The sequence below is a fragment of the Rhodococcus sp. NPDC056516 genome, from assembly GCF_042794655.1.
GTDB lineage: Bacteria > Actinomycetota > Actinomycetes > Mycobacteriales > Mycobacteriaceae > Rhodococcus_F.
In genome coordinates this window covers 352,546-371,161 of record NZ_JBHTTG010000003.1, presented here as the reverse complement: position 1 = coordinate 371,161, position 18,616 = coordinate 352,546, and the positions used below count along the sequence as shown (strand labels likewise).

Annotated in this window: 19 protein-coding genes; 11 read left to right on the top strand and 8 right to left on the bottom strand. The window is 61.3% G+C overall.

Annotated features, from left to right (window positions below; genetic code table 11):
- Positions 1-7: 7 nt before the first annotated feature.
- The 4 genes from ACFQ6Y_RS11030 to ACFQ6Y_RS11015 all read left to right on the top strand — a co-directional run bounded on the left by ACFQ6Y_RS11030 (position 8) and on the right by ACFQ6Y_RS11015 (position 4,174).
- The gene (locus tag ACFQ6Y_RS11030) at positions 8-868 is read left to right on the top strand and encodes an SDR family oxidoreductase (RefSeq protein WP_378632004.1); all 861 of its coding nucleotides are present in this window, start codon (positions 8-10) and stop codon (positions 866-868) included.
- The gene (locus tag ACFQ6Y_RS11025) at positions 868-2,661 is read left to right on the top strand and encodes a DEAD/DEAH box helicase family protein (RefSeq protein ID WP_378631999.1); all 1,794 of its coding nucleotides are present in this window, start codon (positions 868-870) and stop codon (positions 2,659-2,661) included. The genes ACFQ6Y_RS11030 and ACFQ6Y_RS11025 overlap by 1 nt, the downstream gene beginning before the upstream one ends.
- 199 nt (positions 2,662-2,860) lie before the next feature.
- Entirely contained in the window at positions 2,861-3,337 is a 477-nt protein-coding gene (locus ACFQ6Y_RS11020; RefSeq protein ID WP_378631995.1) for a nitroreductase/quinone reductase family protein, read from the top strand.
- A 57-nt stretch (positions 3,338-3,394) separates the two neighbouring features.
- Complete coding sequence (locus ACFQ6Y_RS11015) at positions 3,395-4,174, top strand: DUF427 domain-containing protein (protein WP_378631991.1); 780 nt, start codon at positions 3,395-3,397, stop codon at positions 4,172-4,174.
- 46 nt (positions 4,175-4,220) lie between these two features.
- Here the strand turns inward: ACFQ6Y_RS11015 and ACFQ6Y_RS11010 are convergent, their stop codons facing one another.
- Positions 4,221-5,453: an MFS transporter gene (locus tag ACFQ6Y_RS11010; protein WP_378543471.1), complete on the bottom strand. Its 1,233-nt coding sequence runs from the start codon at positions 5,451-5,453 to the stop codon at positions 4,221-4,223.
- A 72-nt stretch (positions 5,454-5,525) separates the two neighbouring features.
- Here ACFQ6Y_RS11010 and ACFQ6Y_RS11005 point away from each other — a divergent pair, with 72 nt between their 5' ends.
- Complete coding sequence (locus tag ACFQ6Y_RS11005) at positions 5,526-6,401, top strand: LysR family transcriptional regulator (RefSeq protein ID WP_378631987.1); 876 nt, start codon at positions 5,526-5,528, stop codon at positions 6,399-6,401.
- Here the strand turns inward: ACFQ6Y_RS11005 and ACFQ6Y_RS11000 are convergent.
- The 4 genes from ACFQ6Y_RS11000 to cobF form a co-directional block, all read right to left on the bottom strand.
- Complete coding sequence (locus tag ACFQ6Y_RS11000; RefSeq protein ID WP_378631983.1) at positions 6,394-7,260, bottom strand: Fpg/Nei family DNA glycosylase; 867 nt, start codon at positions 7,258-7,260, stop codon at positions 6,394-6,396. The two genes, ACFQ6Y_RS11005 and ACFQ6Y_RS11000, sit on opposite strands and share 8 nt — an antisense overlap.
- Positions 7,261-7,300: 40 nt before the next feature.
- The gene (locus tag ACFQ6Y_RS10995) at positions 7,301-8,476 is read right to left on the bottom strand and encodes a diguanylate cyclase domain-containing protein (RefSeq protein ID WP_378543468.1); all 1,176 of its coding nucleotides are present in this window, start codon (positions 8,474-8,476) and stop codon (positions 7,301-7,303) included.
- 43 nt (positions 8,477-8,519) lie between these two features.
- Positions 8,520-9,686: a diguanylate cyclase gene (locus ACFQ6Y_RS10990; RefSeq protein WP_378631980.1), complete on the bottom strand. Its 1,167-nt coding sequence runs from the start codon at positions 9,684-9,686 to the stop codon at positions 8,520-8,522.
- A gap of 75 nt (positions 9,687-9,761) precedes the next feature.
- Positions 9,762-10,502, bottom strand: coding sequence for a precorrin-6A synthase (deacetylating) (gene cobF, locus ACFQ6Y_RS10985; RefSeq protein ID WP_378631976.1), 741 nt, complete (start codon positions 10,500-10,502; stop codon positions 9,762-9,764).
- A gap of 86 nt (positions 10,503-10,588) precedes the next feature.
- Here cobF and ACFQ6Y_RS10980 point away from each other — a divergent pair, with 86 nt between their 5' ends.
- From ACFQ6Y_RS10980 to ACFQ6Y_RS10960, 5 genes are all read left to right on the top strand, one after another.
- Positions 10,589-11,389, top strand: a complete 801-nt coding sequence (locus tag ACFQ6Y_RS10980; protein ID WP_378543462.1) for a thymidylate synthase — start codon at positions 10,589-10,591, stop codon at positions 11,387-11,389.
- 2 nt (positions 11,390-11,391) lie between these two features.
- Positions 11,392-11,883, top strand: a complete 492-nt coding sequence (locus ACFQ6Y_RS10975) for a dihydrofolate reductase (protein WP_378631971.1) — start codon at positions 11,392-11,394, stop codon at positions 11,881-11,883.
- Positions 11,884-11,967: 84 nt separating this feature from the next.
- Entirely contained in the window at positions 11,968-12,300 is a 333-nt protein-coding gene (locus tag ACFQ6Y_RS10970) for a cupin domain-containing protein (RefSeq protein ID WP_230814377.1), read from the top strand.
- A gap of 19 nt (positions 12,301-12,319) precedes the next feature.
- Positions 12,320-13,015: a hypothetical protein gene (locus ACFQ6Y_RS10965; protein ID WP_378543456.1), complete on the top strand. Its 696-nt coding sequence runs from the start codon at positions 12,320-12,322 to the stop codon at positions 13,013-13,015.
- 27 nt (positions 13,016-13,042) lie between these two features.
- Positions 13,043-14,734, top strand: a complete 1,692-nt coding sequence (locus ACFQ6Y_RS10960; RefSeq protein ID WP_378631968.1) for a GAF domain-containing protein — start codon at positions 13,043-13,045, stop codon at positions 14,732-14,734.
- A 2-nt stretch (positions 14,735-14,736) separates the two neighbouring features.
- Here the strand turns inward: ACFQ6Y_RS10960 and ACFQ6Y_RS10955 are convergent, their stop codons facing one another.
- A complete protein-coding gene (locus ACFQ6Y_RS10955; RefSeq protein ID WP_003946380.1) occupies positions 14,737-15,375 on the bottom strand; it encodes a response regulator transcription factor in 639 nt (212 codons plus the stop codon).
- A 76-nt stretch (positions 15,376-15,451) separates the two neighbouring features.
- A complete protein-coding gene (locus ACFQ6Y_RS10950) occupies positions 15,452-16,345 on the bottom strand; it encodes a universal stress protein (RefSeq protein WP_378631963.1) in 894 nt (297 codons plus the stop codon).
- 278 nt (positions 16,346-16,623) lie between these two features.
- Here ACFQ6Y_RS10950 and ACFQ6Y_RS10945 point away from each other — a divergent pair, with 278 nt between their 5' ends.
- Entirely contained in the window at positions 16,624-17,436 is an 813-nt protein-coding gene (locus tag ACFQ6Y_RS10945; protein ID WP_378631958.1) for an SDR family oxidoreductase, read from the top strand.
- A 32-nt stretch (positions 17,437-17,468) separates the two neighbouring features.
- Here ACFQ6Y_RS10945 and ACFQ6Y_RS10940 read toward each other — a convergent pair whose 3' ends face one another.
- Positions 17,469-18,509, bottom strand: a complete 1,041-nt coding sequence (locus ACFQ6Y_RS10940) for an LLM class F420-dependent oxidoreductase (RefSeq protein ID WP_378543856.1) — start codon at positions 18,507-18,509, stop codon at positions 17,469-17,471.
- Positions 18,510-18,616: the final 107 nt, after the last annotated feature.

Below are 18,616 nucleotides of genomic sequence, written 5' to 3'. Positions count from 1 at the left end.
GGACACCATGTCCGTAGATTCACGGTCTGCGAGGATCGCCGTCACCGGCGCTACCGGTCATATCGGCGGCCTGGTGGCCGCGTCGTTGGCCGACGCGGGTGTCCCGCAGCGGCTGATCGCACGTTCGGTCCATCGATTGCCGCAGCTCGCCGGTGCCGATTCTGCCGAGACCACATACGGGGATCGCGAGCGCGCTCTCGCGGCTTTGGCGGGAATCGACACCCTTTTCATGGTCTCGGCGGCCGAAAGCGCAGATCGCCTGGATCAGCATCGCACCTTCGTCGACGCCGCAGCGGCGGCCGGGGTCAGGCACATCGTGTACACGTCTTTCCTCGGCGCCGCTCCGGACGCAACGTTCACGCTCGCGCGCGATCACTGGGTCACCGAAGAACACATCCGTGCTTCCGGACTCGCATTCACCTTCCTGCGCGACAGCTTCTACCTCGATTTCCTACCCGCTCTCGCCGGCGAAGACGGTGTGATCCGGGGCCCCGCCGGAAACGGTCTCGTGGGCGCTGTAGCGCGATCCGACATTGCTGCCGTCGCTGTCTCGGTCCTGAAGGATCTGGATTCCCATGTCGGACAGACGTACAACCTGACCGGACGGGAGGCGCTGACGCTCTCCGAGGCTGCGAGCATCATCACCGAAGTCACGGGCAAGCAGACCACGTACGTCGAGGAAACTGTCGAGGAAGCTTACGAATCACGGGCGTCGTACAACGCACCGGCCTGGGAACTCGACGCGTGGGTATCGACGTACACCGCAATCGCGCAGGGTGAATTGTCGCTGATCACGGGCACCGTGGAGGACCTTGTCGGCCGGCCTGCGCTCACGCTGCGTGAATTCCTCACAGCAGAAACCGCCTGATGCCACCACGCAAAGCAACCACGGCACGCAAGGCTGCCGCAAAGAAGTCTGCACCGAAGAAGGCTGCACCCAAGAGGAACACGACCAGAAAGACCGCCCCGAAGAAGACTGTCGCAAAGAAGAGCTCACGCGCGACGATGCCGGATGTGCCGACTGCCGGCCCTGGTGAGAGAGTCTGGCTCCTCGACGTTCCCTTTCGGACGCCGGCGCCTGGTGCGCAGTTCGTCAAGAAATGGAAGAGCTACGCGTGGGTCGGTACGGAGTTGCCCGTAGAACTCGCTCCATTCAAGGCACTCCCCTTCTCGTATCAGCAATGGGTAGAGGACGACATCAATGACGGCACCGGTGAACGTCCCGTGGCCGCACCCAAAATTCCGCGACCCGAACAGGTTTCGGGGGCGAGCGCCGTCGTCGACGCTGCTCGCGCCGGTAAACGCGGATTTCTGTTGGCAGACAATGCGGGCCTGGGTAAAACGCTCATCGCGGTGATGTCGGCCAAGACGATTGCCGAAGAGCGCGGCGAAACCAACATTCTCGTCCTCGTCGATCGACCGGCACAGATCACCATTCCACATTGGCGCTACTCCATCGCCTCGGTGGGCGACGGCGGCTTCCGTTGGCTGATCATGTCGCCTGACCAATTGAAGAAACTGATCGCACGAAACGGGCGCCCCAAGTACACGTTCGGTGTGGTGATTGCTGACGAGGCCCAGCTGTACAGCAACGACACACAGCGCACGGCGGCATTCGAGAAGGTCGCGCGCTTTCCGAATGCTCACGAGCAAGCGCCGTTCGTCCTGTCCGTGACAGCAACTCCGGGACATACTCCAGCAGATCAGCGTTACCTGGCACCACTTTTTGCGCAGTTGCATTCGGAGCCCTCCGAATACTGGTCGGACCTCGGCGCCAGGCTTGTCGAGTCCGGTCTTCCGCTGGACAAGTCCTACGGGAAGTGGACGTGGAGCGCTGAGGCGAAGGAATCACCGACACTGCAATCCCAGGCGCTCGAGACCGTACGAGGGTGGATGTCGAACAACAATCCACCCTTGATGATTCATCGACCGACGCCGTGGGGACCCGTTCCACTGGACGGTATGCCGATCGACCTCACGCATGCCCAGCGCGCCGAGTACGAGACGGAGTGGGCCGAGTACGCGTACGAGATGGGCTTGGCCCGTAAGAGCCGCAACATTGCTCGGGGTCGTGCGCTGGTTCTCCGCTATCGGCAGAAGGCGGGAATGATCCGTGCCGAGTCGACAGCTCAGTGGGCGCAAGCCCAGGTCAAGGCAGGCAAGCAGGTGTTGGTGGCCGTCGAGTTCGTCTCCACGGCAGGCGATCCGCTGGTCGAGATGATCGAAGACGCCGGGATCTCGGTCGCGAAACTGTTCGGCGCGGTAGCGGACAAGGAGGGCCAGCGTCTGCGATTTCAACGCGGGGACGCACCCGTCATTGTCTTCAATGTCACGACCTCGATTTCGCTCCATGCCAACGAAGCGCTCCCCGACGGCTCTCACGCGTCCTCGTTGCCACGGACGGGGATCTTTCATCAACCGCGATACTCAGGAATCGCGGCAGAACAGACATTCGGTCGGTCACATCGCGACTACCAAACGTGCCCGTGGGTCATACCCTTCGGCGTGGGCACCAAGGAAGAGGACGTCGCCACGGTCATGTTGCGCAATCTCAATTCCGTGACCGGCCTGAAAGGGGGCGATCGATCCGGACTGCGGTCGCTGTCCGAATTGCTCGGTGTCGAGTGGCTCGAGCCCGACGTCTTGACGTCGGAGGCCTGACCTTCCAGCGAACATCCACCGACCAAAAACGGGCGGTTTCAGAGATTTGCCCCAATTCAACTCCACCAAAACCGAATTCGGCTGACCGCTTCATTCCTTTCGGGACCTTGGGACTCAGGTATCTGTGACCAGACGTGGCAGACTCTTTCGAGTCGAGGTGCACCAGCCTCGAAACAGTGCCGAGAATGCGAGGGGTCCGATGCGCAATATCTACCGGTCATTGATGCGCAATGTCGGCCATACACAATGGTTCTCGGATCTCGGCAAGGATCTGGTTCCGCTCGATCGAGCAGTGCAGAGAGTATCGGGAGGCAAGCTCTCGCTGGTCGGAGAGAACACCGTGACTCAGCTACTGCTCACCACGACGGGCCGTAAGACCGGCCGTTCTCGCACCACGCCACTCCTGTACGCGCCCGACGGCGATGCGTTTGTCGTCGTCGGTTCCAACTGGGGTCAGGATGCGCATCCAGCGTGGACACTCAATTTGATGGCCAACCCCACTGCGATCGTGACGGTGAAGGGCGTCGAAATACCGGTCGGTGCAACCCTGGCGGAGGGCGCCACGCGTAAGAAACTGTGGACGCTCGCGACCACCGCGTGGCCGCCGTACGAAACCTACGCCGATCGAGCATTCGGGCGCCAGATCCGCGTATTTCGGCTCCACCCTGTCAAATAGCTGCTGCCGGGCGCAGGATGGGAAGGACAACCTGCCGAATCTCAGGAGCATTCACGAATGTCCACAGCACTGACTCACGCAGAAGACACACAGGTCAAAGCTTCAAACGGGCGGATCGCACTCGAGCCGAACCCCCGCCGAATTCGAGCATTCTTCGCTGGTCACGCCGTCGCTGACACCACTCGTTCGGTGTATCTGTTCGAACGCGGCCGCCTGCCGATGTACTACATCCCCCTCACCGACGTTCGCAACGAATTCCTCGTCCCGACGTCGACGACCACCCATTGCCCGTGGAAGGGTGACGCCACATATTGGACTATCGAGATCGGGGATCGCCGCGCCGAGGACGCCGTCTGGTCCTACCCTCAACAGTTCGACGGTTCCTTGGACCTGAGTGAGTACGTCGCGTTCTACTGGGATCGCATGGACGCCTGGTTCGAAGAAGATCAACAGGTCTTTGTCCACGCCCGCGATCCATACGTACGTATCGACGCACTCCCCTCGTCCCGGCACGTCGAGGTTTTTGTCGGCGACGTACTGGTCGCCGAGACGACACGACCCCGACTGCTCTTCGAAACCGGCCTGCCTACCCGCTATTACATTCCGAGAATCGACGTCCGCAGCGAGTACTTTGTCGCGTCCCCGACCACCACTGCTTGCCCGTACAAGGGCACCGCGTCGTATCTGTCCTTCACCGGCACAAGCGAACTCGCACCGATCGACGATCTGGCGTGGTTCTATCCGTTCACCACTGCCGAAGCGTCCGGGATCGACGACCACGTGTCGTTCTATCCCGAACGCGTCGGCAAGATCCTGGTGGACGGTGCCGAAATCTGAGAAGGTGCAGGGATCTGAAAGGTGCTGGAATCGAGAAGGTGGCTGCCTATCCCACCGCGACAGGGGATTCCGGGATTCGCAGTTCAGCCGTCTCCAGGCGGCGATCGTGCATCCACACCAACGCCGTTGCAAGGGAGAAGACCAACCCGGCGATGCATACTCCGTTCCAGCCGTACGACTTCCACACCACTGATCCCACTGCCGAACCCACGGCAGCACCGACGAAGTAGGTAGTCATGTACACGGAGTTCACACGCGAACGTGCCTCGGGGACAAGGGCGTAGATCACATTCTGGTTACTGACGTGTACTCCCTGCAGCGCGAGATCGGCAAGAACGATGGCAACAAGAAACCACACTATGTGCGCGGCACCGGCGACAAAGGGAAGCCACGAGACCAACAGAATCGCAATGGCGCCGCCGGTTGCCACCTGACCCAATCCCCGATCGGCCAGTCTGCCTGCCACTGTCGCCATCAATGCTCCTGCCACACCGAGAAGTCCGACGAGGCCGATTTGAGTGTCGCTGTAGCCGAATTCGTCGGAGAGCAGAAAGGCCATGGTTGTGAAAACAGTGCTGACGGCAGCAAAGGCCAACCCGCCCATAGCCGATCGAGTTCTCAGTCGCGGCAACGTCGCAGCCAGCCTTCCTACCGAAGCAAGCGTGGCGCCGTAACCGGCCTTCGGGCGATCTGCGGAATCGGACGGCAAGGATCGCCACAATGCCACGGCCATTCCCACCATCAGCACCGCCGCCACCTTGTACACCGTCGACCAACCTCCCAGTCCGGAGAGCACGCCGGCAACGCTGCGCGCCAACAGGATTCCGATCAGTAGTCCGCTCATGATCGTGCCGACCACCTGACCGGACCTCTCAGGCTCGGCCAGTGAGGCGGCAAACGGGATCAGTACCTGCGCGGCGACCGAAAAGACTCCAGCGACTGCGATTCCCACTGCCAGCGTGGCAAAGTTCGGCGCAAATCCGCTGACCGCTTGACCGGTCGCCGCCAGCAGCATGAGCCCTACCGTCAGCTTGCGTCGGTCCACCATGTCGCCCACCGGAACCAGGAGTATCAATCCGAGTGCATACGCGACCTGCGCAATGGTCACCGTCGCGGCTGCGGTCGAGGCCGACACATTCAAGTGATTCGCGATGGAATCGAGGAGTGGCTGATTGAAATAGTTACCGCCCGCGCACAGGCCCGTCGCTGCAGCCATCAGCAGCACTGTCGGTAGTCCGAGCCTCGGACGCGCGTCGCTTGAAATCATGTCGCCAAGCATGACCCTCCACACCGGCGTGCGTCCAATAGATGGATACGCATGATCTATCGCTGAGAACGATAGATTGGTGATATGGAACTACGTCACATTCGCTACGCCCTTGCCGTCGCGGAAGACAGACACTTCAGCCGGGCTGCCGCGCGGTTGCACGTTTCCCAGTCCGCCCTGAGCGCCCAGATCAGAGACCTCGAAAAGGAACTGGGAGTAGAACTGTTCAACCGGAACAGTCGCAACGTCGGCCTGACTGCTGCCGGCGAGGTTTTTGTTGCGCGCTCCCGCGAGGTACTCGGCGCCATGTCGAGACTGGTCAGCGATGTCTCGGCTCGGAGCAACGAGCAGGTGCGGCTGACGGTAGGCATCATCACCTCGGCAGGACGCGTCGACGTCGGCCGCGCGCTGGCAGATCTGACACGGCGGCATCCCGCCATCAACATCACCGCGCGGCCCTACGGCAGTGAAGTAGTGATCGAGGGAGTTCGGTCCGGCGCGATCGACGTCGGCATTGTCGGATTGGCCGCCGGCCGCCTACCCAAGAGCTTTGCCGCGGCACCGTTGTGGAGTGAACCGACCGCAGCGTTTGTCACTCCCGACCATCCCTTTGCCCAGGCCTCGTCGATCAGGCTCGAAGACCTACGAGATCACACTCTCGTGGACTTCGCCTCGGGCAGCGAGGCCCGTGTCCAAACCGACCAGGCCTTCGCCGAATCACAGGTCCCACGCGGAAAAACTCTCGAAGCCAACTCCGTAGACCTGATCTGTTCACTGACCGCCAACGGTTTGGGCGTCGGCCTGCTCCCCCAGTCCATGAGCGCCCTACATCCCGAACTGATCTGCATTCCGATCACCGATGCACCGCATCGGATCGTCCACGCAATAACCGAACCCACCCATTCGTCTGCCCTCGCCCGAGAGTTCGTCGAACTGCTCGCGGCGCAGTTCGCTACTTGAGTAGTTTCGACATTCGCCTGTCCGCCAATGGCTTACCACCCGTCTGGCACGTCGCGCAGTACTGAAAAGAGCGTTCTGCGAACGACACTTCGCGTACGACGTCACCGCACACCGGGCAGGGAAGTCCTGTGCGCGCGTGTACTTGCATCCCCGAGCGTTTCTCACCCTTGAGTCGGGCCGCGTCCTGACCCTCGGAACGCTCGACCGCATCGGCCAGCGTGGATCGCATCACGGTGTACAGCGTCGAAATCTGCTCCGGAGTCAGGCGCGACGACGTCGCGAAGGGCGAGAGCTTCGCGGTATGGAGGATCTCGTCCGAATAGGCGTTCCCGATACCGGCGATCAGCGACTGATCAACTATCGAGTTCTTGATCCGGGCCGACGTGCCGCCCAGAATTTCTGCGAACTCCGCTTCCGTCACAGCCATCGCGTCCGGCCCCAATCGCGCGATGCCTGGAACCTCTTGCGGATCGCTGACCACCCAGACTGCCAGGCGCTTCTTGGTACCTGCTTCGGTGAGATCGAACGCCGGCGTCAACCCTTCGGGTGTGAAGAAATGAATTCGTAGCGCCAACGGCCCCTTGCCAGGCTTCGGCGGTGCTGCCGACGGATTGTCGAGCCACCGCATCCAACCGGCACGGGAGAGATGCGTGACCAACCACAACCCGTCGCAGTCCAGCGCCAGATGCTTTCCGAAGCGGGCGGCGCCCGTCACGTCACGCCCCTGCAAGGCCGTGATCGGCGGATCGAAGGTCTTGAGCACACTCAGTGCGGCGATGTCGACGCGTCCTACCACTGCGCCGACCGCGTGCTGACGAAGGAACCCTGCCAGTGCTTCCACCTCGGGTAGTTCAGGCATGGCAACAGACTAGCGCCGACCACGGACACTCACAGCGCGCTCAGCCGGTTTCAGTCTGCAGAACCACCGAGTGCCCACCTCGCGCCTTCGCGGCGTACATCGCCCGATCCGCTCGCCGCAGCAGAGTCGGGTAGGCGACCAACGCATCGTCAACCGAGTCGAAAGGCCCTGCCACTTTCGCGATTCCGACGCTTATCGCCACCGGTGGATGATCGGGCGAGGTGATCGTCGGACGCCGAAGTTCGTGCGCGAGTCGATCGACCGAGCGTTGATCGACCGAATCGACGATTACGAACTCGTCGCCCCCGATCCGTGCGATCAACGCCGTCGGTCCGGCGCTGTCGACCAGTCGCGATCCGACTTTTTCGATCACCGCATCGCCGACGCTGTGCCCGTACTCGTCGTTGATCGCTTTGAATCGATTGATGTCGACCGCGGCGACAACCAAGAGAGTCGAGTGCTTGTGCGAGCGCTCGAGTAAGAGCCGTACTTCGTCTGCCAGCCCCCTTCTGTTCAGCAATCCGGTCAGCGGGTCCAATTGCGAATTCAGCGCATCGGTACTGAGGATCGAGAGTATGAACTGACAGGCAAAGGGAATCACGTAGATCGCTGCACCCACTAGAACAACCAGCGCGAGAAGAACCGGAATATCGGAATAGTTCTCGACAATGGCAATGCGTGTCACGATCCCGATGACTACGACGAACACCCACAACATGTGCAGGCTCTGAAGTCGAGCATTGTGAAAGAACGCGATGTAACCGCCGATCACGGAGAACATCACTGCATGCGCCAATGCCGCAAGTGGATTGGAGTACAACAGCATTGCTGCGGCAATTCCCACTTCTGAATAGAGCACGAAGGCGTATGACCACGAGCGAGACAGATTGCGCTTCGTCGAGAGAACAAGGACCATCATCACGGTTACGACGATGATCACCAGATTCGCAGTGCGCGCATGCGCGCTCGTCGGCCCCTGTGCACTGAATCGAGTCAAGAACATGATGACCGTGACCAGCACCAACGAGGAGACGACCAGAAAACGTGAAGCGATGGTCAGCCCCTTGTCCGCAAGGTAGCGATTGAAAGTATCGAATTGATCCGGCCGCTGATACCAATCGACGAGTTGCGACGAGATCATCCGAAATGCTGGACCCGAGAGCGGTCGTTGCGACGCGACGACGTCCGAACGCTCTGCACCCCCGGTTGTTCCCATGAGGTCAGGGTAATCCAGTCAACTCCCCGCAATCAGACAAATATCACGGTTTTTCTTCGCACATCACAACCTGATTGCCGCCGCCGGCCTTCGCTCGGTACATCGAGGTGTCGGCTACTCGAAACAGTTCCGTCAACTCCTCGTCGGAAATGATCGCCGACCATTGAGCAGAGGTGATCGCCACTCCGACACTGGTCGTCACTGCCGGATCACGATCGTCGATTCGCAAGTGCCTCCGCAGCTTGTCTTCGAATGCAGGCGCTGCACCGGTGTCTATCATGTCGACCAACACGAACTCGTCCCCACCGAACCTGGCGAAGAGTGCGTTTTCGCTGCCACACCACCGCAGTCGATCAGCAATCTGACGAAGTACAAGATCGCCTTCTTCGTGCCCGTGCGAGTCGTTGACGCTCTTGAACGAATCGACATCGACAATCGCGACGACATAAGACGATTTGCTCGACGCATGTCCCGTTGCCCCCAACTCGACTACTGCTCGCTGCAGCCCGCGCCGATTCAGGAGACCGGTCAACGGATCGACATCCGAACTTTCGGCGTCGGATCCGAGAAGTGAGAGGACGAACTGGCATGCAAACGGCACGACGACGATCGCGGTGGCGATGATCAGACACAGTGCAGTGGCCAACGCAGGGTCCGCGTAGTCCGCGACCTTTCGCCCGACGAGTGCCAGAACCACGATGGACAGCGCGATGTGAACTGCTTGGAGTCTCGCATTGTGGAAGTAAGCGATGTAACCGCCGATCAGTGCGAAGAGCACACACTGGATCAACCCGATGAACGGATCGCTGTTCAGGAATACACCGACGAATACGCCGACCTCGCAGTAGACGACAAAGAAATACGACCACCGACGTGTGATTTCGGGTAAGAGACAGAAGAGCACGATCACCGCGACCGTGACGGCGATGATCACGGCGTTGACGACACTGGTGACGTGGTTGTGAACGCCCGCATCGCTGAAGCGCAACAGAGTCATCGCGATGATGACCGTCGTCAGGGAGCTGACAACCAGCAATCGGACAGCTAGCTCCAGGCCCTTCGTGGCGAGGTATCGATTGAAACTGTCGAATCGATCAGGGTTCCGATACCACTGGGCGAGAAGATCCAGAGCTGACTTCACCGCTGATTTTTCACGGCCACGCGGTGCGGGCAGAATCGACTGCCGTCGATCCTGCCCGAACGATGTCATGCGCAGATCATAGGTGCGCAGACCGTCATTCGGGATCAAGAGCGCAGGATCGACGACGCAATCTGTGGCCGGTCGTCAGCGCCGAACGAGGTACGTATCCATGATCCAGCCGTGCTTCTCTCGCAGCTCCGCCCGACGCGCGACGATCCGATCTTCGACGTCGCGCAGTTTGCCGGAAATCAACTCCTCGTCCGAGGTTCCGAGGTACGCACCCCACCAGATCTCGGCGTCGTCTTCGGCCACCTGAGTGAACGTGCAATGCGCGTCGAGCATCACGACGGCGTTGTCCACTCCGTCAGGTAATCCCTCGGCCAGTTTGCGGCCGGTCGTGATGTGGATGGGTTCACCGATGCGGTTCAGGACGATCCGGTGTTGTGCAGCCAACGACTGCACACTCGTGATCCCCGGGATGACGGAGTAGTCGAACGACACTCTCCCGCGAGCGAGCACGCGCTCGACGATCCGCAGAGTGCTGTCGTAGAGGGAAGGGTCACCCCAGACGAGAATCGCGCCCACTCCGGGTTCGGCCGCGAATTCCGCTTCGAATTTCGCTGCCCTGCGCTCGTGCCAGTCCTCGACGACACCTTCGTAATCGGTCGGGGTTCGGTCCCGCGGTGGGTCCGTGATCTCGACCACCTTGTAGTCGAGATGAACGTGCTCGTCGAGGATGCCGGTTCGCAGGTCGACCAGAGCCTGCTTCTCGTCACCCTTTCCGATGATGAAGAAGGTATCGGCCCTGTTCATGGCCTTGATCGCCTGAACAGTCACCTGCTCGGGATCACCCGCACCGATACCGATCACCAAGAGTTCGCGCATGCGCTGAGGCTATATTGCTGTGCGCCTTTATTAACCGCCGGAGGTTAATAAAGGCGCACAGCAGGCTAGGCCCTAGACTGATTCCCGTGACTGTCTCCACTGCTTACGAAGACCTCCTCCGGCTCGTCATGGAGACGGGTACCGCTAAATCCGATCGCACCGGAACCGGCACCCGCAGCATCTTCGGTCACCAGATGCGCTTCGATCTAGCCGACGGCTTTCCGCTCGTCACCACCAAGAAGGTCCACCTCAAGTCGATCGTCAACGAGCTCCTGTGGTTCCTGCGCGGCGACTCCAACGTGGCATGGCTGCACGAGCACGGCGTCTCCATCTGGGACGAGTGGGCCGACGAGAACGGCGAACTCGGCCCCGTCTACGGCGTCCAGTGGCGTAGCTGGCCCACCCCTTCGGGCGAGCACATCGACCAGATCACGCAGACCGTCGAGACCCTGCGCTCCAACCCCGATTCCCGGCGGATCATCGTCTCGGCATGGAACGTGGCCGACATTCCGCAGATGGCGCTGGCGCCCTGCCACGCTTTCTTCCAGTTCTACGTCGCCGACGGCAAGCTCTCGTGCCAGCTGTACCAGCGCAGCGCCGACATGTTTCTCGGCGTTCCGTTCAACATCGCCAGCTACGCGCTACTGACCCACATGATGGCCCAGCAGGCCGGACTCGACGTCGGTGAGTTCGTCTGGACCGGCGGCGACTGCCACATCTACGACAATCACGTCGACCAGGTGACCGAGCAGCTCGGCCGCGAACCGCTGCCGTTGCCGACCCTGAAGCTGAACAAGCGCGACTCCATCTTCGACTACACCTTCGAAGACGTGGAGATCGTCGACTATCGACACCACCCCGCGATCAAAGCGCCGGTAGCGGTCTGACGATGACCGATCGCACAGTCACGCTCATCTGGGCGCAGGCCCATGACGGCGTCATCGGCACCGACAATACGATTCCGTGGCGCGTGTCCGAGGACATGGCCTACTTCAAACGCGTCACCATGGGCCATCCGGTGATCATGGGGCGGCGCACCTGGGACTCCATTCCACTGAAGTTCCGGCCGTTCAGCGGGCGACGGAACATCGTCGTCACGCGCGATCCGGAGTGGCACGCCGAAGGCGCCGAGGTAGTCCACAATCTGGACGAAGCGCTGGCATTGCCGGACGGTGACGTCTTCGTCGTAGGTGGCGGGCAGATTTATTCGGCTGCACTGCCATTCGCGACGCACCTACTGGTCACCGAGATCGACCTCGATACCGCCGGTGATGCCTTTGCTCCCGAGATCGGCTCCGAATGGAACCTGAAGTCCGACGAGCCCTGGCAGACCTCGGAGAAGAGCGGGCTGCGCTTCCGCTGGCTGGAATACACGCGCTGACCGACTTCCGTCGATAACGAGGCACCTCGCGAGTGAGTCGGTCATACTCCAAGAAGGACATTCACCGCTTTCGAGAGGTCTTCGATGGACAAGAAGTCACTGACCGCTCTCGCTCGCCAACAGTTGAAACTGGCGGGCTCGGCGACCAGCGGTCGCAGTTCACAAACCGTCTACGGCGGCCACCAACGCAGTCTGCGGCAGACAGTGATCGCGCTGAGCGCCGGCAAGAGCCTCGCCGAACACGACAGTCCGGGCGAGGCCACGCTGTTGGTCCTGAGCGGGAAGCTGAATCTTGTGTGTGGGAGCGACCAGTGGAAAGGATCTACCGGTGATTTCCTCGCTGTTCCGGCCGACCGGCACAGTGTCGAAGCGCTCGAAGACGTCGCATTTCTGTTGACCGTCGCCATGAAGGGCTGAAGTCGGTAGCGTCTTCCGGATGAGCGAAACCGTGATCGAAGTGTCGATCGTCGCAGCCCCGTCCGTACTCTGGCCCGCGCTGCGTGATCCGTCGCTGATTCGTCGTTGGTTCGGCTGGGAGTACGACGGACTCGACGACGAAATCACCCAGATCTACTCCACCGCCGAGGCCGACCCCGAAGCGTTGACGCTGAGACTCGGAAACGGTGACCGTTTCTCTCTATTGGAACAAAACGGCAAGACGCTCGTCCGCATCGATCGGCCGGCAAAGTCGGCAGAAGACGACTGGTACGACGACATCACCGAGGGGTGGACGACGTTCCTCCAGTTGCTCAGATTCGCCGTGGAACACCACGGGCTGGCCGAGCGAAGGACAATTTATCTCGACGGCCTTCTGCTCCCCGGCGAAAACGTGGCGACCGTCCTCGGGATCACCGAAATCGAACTGGAAGCGGGAAGTCGGTACGCGGCGACGATCGCTCCCGGCGACTACTTCGAGGGCGTCGTCGACTTCGTCACCGACCACCAATTCGGCTTGACAGTCGAAGATCTCGGCCCTGGCCTGCTGTCGGTCGCCTCGCAGTCCGTGACTACCCAGCGACCCGATGGAGGTATGTCGATCCTGCTGACCACCTACAACCTGAGCGATGACGAGTTCGACGAAATCAAGCATCACTGGTCTTCGTGGTGGGAAGGTCGCCGTCAAGAGGGCTGACGTTCCGCGAGGCGATATGCTTCGACCATGGTCGAAGCTTCGGGTCACAGTCCGGCACGCACGTTCGGCGAGTTGCTCGACCGCCTGGGCGATTCCAACGCAGACATCCCCACGCTCCACCGTCTGCTCGAGGCGGTCCTGGTCGTCGGTTCAGGCCTTGATCTCGACCTGACACTTCAACGGATCATTACTTCTGCGACAACGGTTCTGGATTGTCGCTACGGCGCCCTGGGAGTTGCGGCGCCAGGGGGCGGGCTCTCGGAATTCGTCTACGAGGGAATCCCCGGGTCCCAACGCGCGATCATGGGACATTTTCCCGAAGGGCATGGCGTTCTGGGTGTTCTGATGAATCATCCGCAGACTTTGCGCGTGGCGCATCTCGGCGACCATCCCGAATCGGTCGGATTCCCCGCAAACCACCCACCGATGGAGAGCTTCCTCGGAGCGCCGATCATGATGCGAGGAAAGGTGTTCGGCAGCATCTATCTGACCGAGAAGCGAGGAAAAGCCGAGTTCACCCAGGAAGACGAGGTCATTCTGGAGGCTCTCGCCATCGCAGCCGGTATCGCCGTGGAAAACGCCCGACTGTTCGAGCAGTCTCGAACTCGTGAAAGATGGCTCACCGCAACATCTGCCATTCGCTCCCGGTTGCTGGCCGGTGACTCGCTCGAGGACGGCTTGCAACTTCTTGCCAGCCGCGTTCGGGATTTGACCGGGGTCGAGGACGTGATCGTGGTGATCTGCGAGAACGGGTATGCCCAGGTCCATGCTGCGGCCAGCGCCCGAACCACTTCTCGTGGGGTCAGAATTCCAGCGACGACCTATCCGTTCGACGTCGTGCGGAGTACCCGAAAGCTACAGGTGCTCACCACATTAGGTGCGCTCACAGAACTGGTGCCGTCGGCCGGAAGTGCGGTCGTTGCACCGATGTGCGTCGCCTCGGGTGTAGTCGGCGCGATCATCGTGGCGTCGAATTCCACCAACACGCACTGGGACCACGACGAACTGACCCGGATCGAGTCGATGGCCGAACTCGGCTCCGTTGCAATCGAGTTCGACGAAAAGCAAAAGGCCCAGCGTCTGCTGTCGGTCCTCGCCGACCGCGATCGCATCGCACGAGACCTGCATGACAACGTCATCCAGCGACTGTTCGCGAGTGGAATGAGCCTGCAGAGCACGCTTCCGGACGAGGCCCTCCCCGCGTCGGCACGCGCGATTGTCAAACGATCGCTCGAACAGTTGGACAAGACCGTCCGCGAGATCCGGACAACCATCTTCGATCTGCAGACTCCCACGGCCACCGATTCGTCGAGCCTGCGCCGACGCCTCCTCGATGTCATCGGCGACGCCACCGCGCAGTCTGCGGTGACCCCCAGCGTCCAATTCTCCGGCGCCATCGACACTCTGGTGAATCCCGGAATCCATCAGCACGCCGAGGCCGTGCTGCGTGAAGGACTGAGCAACGTCCTTCGGCATGCACACGCACATCACATCACCATCGCAGTCACCGCGGATGTCGAATTCGCGATCACAATCGAGGACGACGGCGTGGGTCTTCCCTCCGACTTCCACAAGAGTGGGCTTCACAATCTCGAGCGCCGTGCCGAACACTGCGGCGGTACATGCACAATCGTCAACCACGAACCGAGCGGTGCACGTCTGCTCTGGCGAGTGCCGCTAGGCCGCACCAACTCGAATCGACCGAAGTCCGGTCGATAGTCCTATCGACTGCCGCTTCGGATTTCGGTGGCCAGCACTGCAGCCTGAGTACGGCGCTGCATGCCCAGCTTGGACAGCAGACGCGTCACGTAGTTCTTGACCGTCTTCTCCGCGAGGAACAACCGCGCGCCGATCTCCCGGTTGGTGAGTCCCTCTCCGATGAGGTCGAAGACTGCTCGCTCCTGATCGGAAAGTTCGGCCAACGGATCAGCTGTGCGGTCGCTACGGATCCGCTGCATCAGCGCCTCCGTCGCCCGACTGTCGAGCAGTGAACCGCCACGCCCAACTGTGCGGACGGCAGCGACCAGATCGGTTCCCAGAATCTGTTTGAGGACGAACCCCGAGGCGCCGGCCATGATCGCGTCGAGCAACGCCTCGTCGTCGGCGTAGGAGGTGAGCATCAGGCAGCGCAGGTCGGGAAGCATCGAGCGGAGCTCGCGGCACAGTTCGACGCCGTTACCGTCAGGCAGCCGTACGTCCAGAACCGCGACGTCGGCATTGCTCTGCGGTACCGCAGCCAATGCTTCTCCCACGGATGCGGCCTCGCCCACCACCACGAAGTCTTCGACCCCGCCGAGCAGGTCGAACAAACCGCGTCTGACGATCTCGTGATCGTCGACCAGGAATATCCGCGTTGTCATCGAACCCCTCCAAAAGACATCTCGAGTCGAACGGTACCGGAGATGGTGGACTCAGAACTCATTGAATGCATTCTCTTCACTTGTTGTCGTGCCGGACTATGAGAACCGGGCAATCCGCAGTGTGCAGGAGCGCCCGACTGGTCGATCCGAGGAGCATTCCCGCGAATCCGCCGCGCCCACGGCTACCGACGACTATCAATTGCGCCGTCTCCGCGTATTCGCTCAAAACCCGGACCGGACGGTCACGCGCGACGACCCTCTCGACGACGACGTCCGGGTAACGCTCGGTGAATCCGGCCAATTGCTCGGCGAGCACAACTTCCTCGCCCGTCTGGATGCTGCTCCACAGCTTGTCCTCCGGGGTGGCGCCCAGCGAGGGCTGCACACTCACGTCGCTCCACACGTTGACCGCAATCAAGGTGGCGCCCCTCGCGGAAGCCTGCTCGAAAGCATGCTCGACTGCCTCGATGCTGCTCTCGGATCCATCGACGCCGACGACGACGGGACCTTCGGTCGGCGGTCGCCCGTCGAGCGTGCGCCCTCTGACAACTGCAACCGGCGATTCGCCGTGCGAGACCACGGACACAGTCGCGGAACCGACGACCAATCCGGTGAATTCACCGTGTCCGCGCGGTCCGAGCGCAATGATGTACGCACTCTTGGACAATTCGATCAGCCGATCGGAGACGCTGCCGTCAAGAAGTTCGGTGACGATCTCGAGGTCGTCATCGATGCTTTGCCGCGCAAGAATCTGCGCGCTGTCCAGACGAGCTGTGGCAGTTCGGCGCAGTTCTTCCTTGAAGCTCTCGGCGAGGTACGGCTCCGAGTAGTAGAAGGCGGGGATGTGCACCACCGTCGCGATGTGGAGAGGACGACCGAGCGCCACTGCGGTTCGAGCCGCCCAGACGACAGCCGACGACGCCGATTCCGAACCGTCTACCGCTACGACGACGGGTTTGGTTGCACTCATGTTCGTCCCTCCACTATCGACCACAGAATCTCTACACCCTCACACTATTGCCCAATGACGGCAAAAAGGATTCATCAGCCGACGCGAGTCCCGAATCGGACATTCGACCTTCGGGTCTACTGCGGCAACGGCCCCGCCAACATCCCTTTCGGGCGTCAACGAGGCCACTGGAGCCGGATTCGCACGCGGACCCTGGCTACCCGATCCACGATAGGTGAAGAACCCGACCGGTCAGAAGTGCAAAAAGTCCTTTCAACAAGCGCCTAAAATCGGGTTTCGTGCGCAAGAGATCCCGAATCGACTGGAACACTTCTCACCTGATCGTCACTGGAGGCTCGTCCGGAATCGGTGAGGCAGTGGCCAATGAGGCAACAACTCGAGGGGCAAAGGTTTCACTGATTGCGCGCGACGCCGATCGGTTGGAGGCAGTCGGCTCCCGAATCGGAGCGCAATGGGCCAGCGCCGACGTCACGGATTTCGATGCCGTTCAACGAGCCGTCGAAGATTTGCAGTCCCGCAGCGGCACGTGCACCGCTCTGGTCTCCTGCGCAGGAACCGCGCTCCCCGGGCGATTTCTCGACGTCGACGTCGCGGAGTTCGGATCTCAGATGGCACTGAACTATCTGGGCGCCGTACATGTCCTACGCGCTGTCCTCCCAGCGATGGTGGCACGCGGCAACGGCTCGGTACTGTTGACCAGCTCCACCGCGGGCCTGATCGGTGTTGTCGGATACAGCGGCTATGGCCCGACCAAAGCTGCAGTCCACCAACTTGCACACAGCCTGCGATACGAAATGGAACCGCACGGAATCACCGTCGGCGTCCTCTATCCCCCGGACACTCGAACGCCCGGATTCGACGTGGAGAACGCTCGGAAACCGCCCGAGACTGCTGCGGTTTCCGGTGCGATCACCCCGGTGGAACCGTCGGTCGTCGCACGAGCGGCGCTGAACGGAATGGAGCGCGGGCACCATCACATCGCAGCAGATCCGCTCACGAAAGTTCTGATCCGAGCGGGCGGATTGTTGGAGCCGGCCATCCGACCCTTCATGAAGAGGACTATTTCCCGCTCTGCTGTGCGCCTTTATTAACCGCGGGCGGTTAATAAAGGCGCACGGCAGGGTCAGTCACAAATCTTGCGGAACTTCTCGATCAGCTGAACACGGCCGTTGCGATCGGCAGCCAACGGCGTGACGTTGAGCGTCGTGACGCCCGCTTCGGCGAAGGCTGCGACGCGTTCCCTGACGTAGCTCTCGGGACCGATCAACGACACGGCACGAACCAGCTCGTCGGGGACTGCTGCTGCGGCTTCGTCCTTCTTGCCCGCGAGGTAGAGATCCTGGATCTTCTCAGCGGCTTCTTCGTAGCCGTAGCGCACTGCGAGGTCGTTGTAGAAGTTCTTGCCCTTGGCGCCCATGCCGCCGATGTAGAGCGCAAGGCTCGGGCGCACCCAGTCGAGCATGTGGTCGACGTCGTCACCGATGGCGAGCGCCGGCGACGCATACACCTGAAGCTCGCCGAGGCTCGGATCGCGCTTGGCCTTGCCCTTGGCGATCGGCTCGCCCCACACGCTGGCTGCCTTCTCCGGATGGAAGAAGATCGGTTCCCAGCCTTCGGCGATCTCGGCTGTCAGCTCGACGTTCTTGGGGCCGAGCGAAGCGATCAAGATCGGGATGCGCTCACGCACAGGATGATTGATCAGCTTGAGGGGCTTGCCCAGTCCGGTGCCCTTCTCGGCGGGGAGCGGGACCTGGTAATACTTGCCCTGGTATTCGACCTTCTCGCGGCGCCACACCTGGCGGCAGATCTCGACGACCTCACGCGTGCGCCCCAACGGAGCGTCGTACTTCACGCCGTGGAATCCCTCGATCACCTGCGGCCCGGAGGCGCCCAGTCCCATGACGAAGCGGCCGTTAGAGACGAAGTCCAGGCCCGCTGCCGTCATCGCGGTCAACGAAGGCGTACGGGTGTAGATCTGAAAGATTCCCGAAGCGAGTTCGATTGTCGACGTCTTGGCCGCCAGGTAACCCAGCTGGCTGACCGCGTCGAAGGAATACGCTTCCGGGACGAAGGCGATGTCCAGGCCGGCCTTTTCCAGGTCACCGACCTCTTCGACGGTTTCGGCGAACCCGCCGCTGTAGTTCAAACCCATACCGATACGCACGTTGTAACCCCAATCCTGACGATTGCTGCCGTGTGCGACGCGCACACGGGCAGTGGTACTCCCATCGAACACTTACTCACATCGAACACTACGGAACCTGAGTCCGC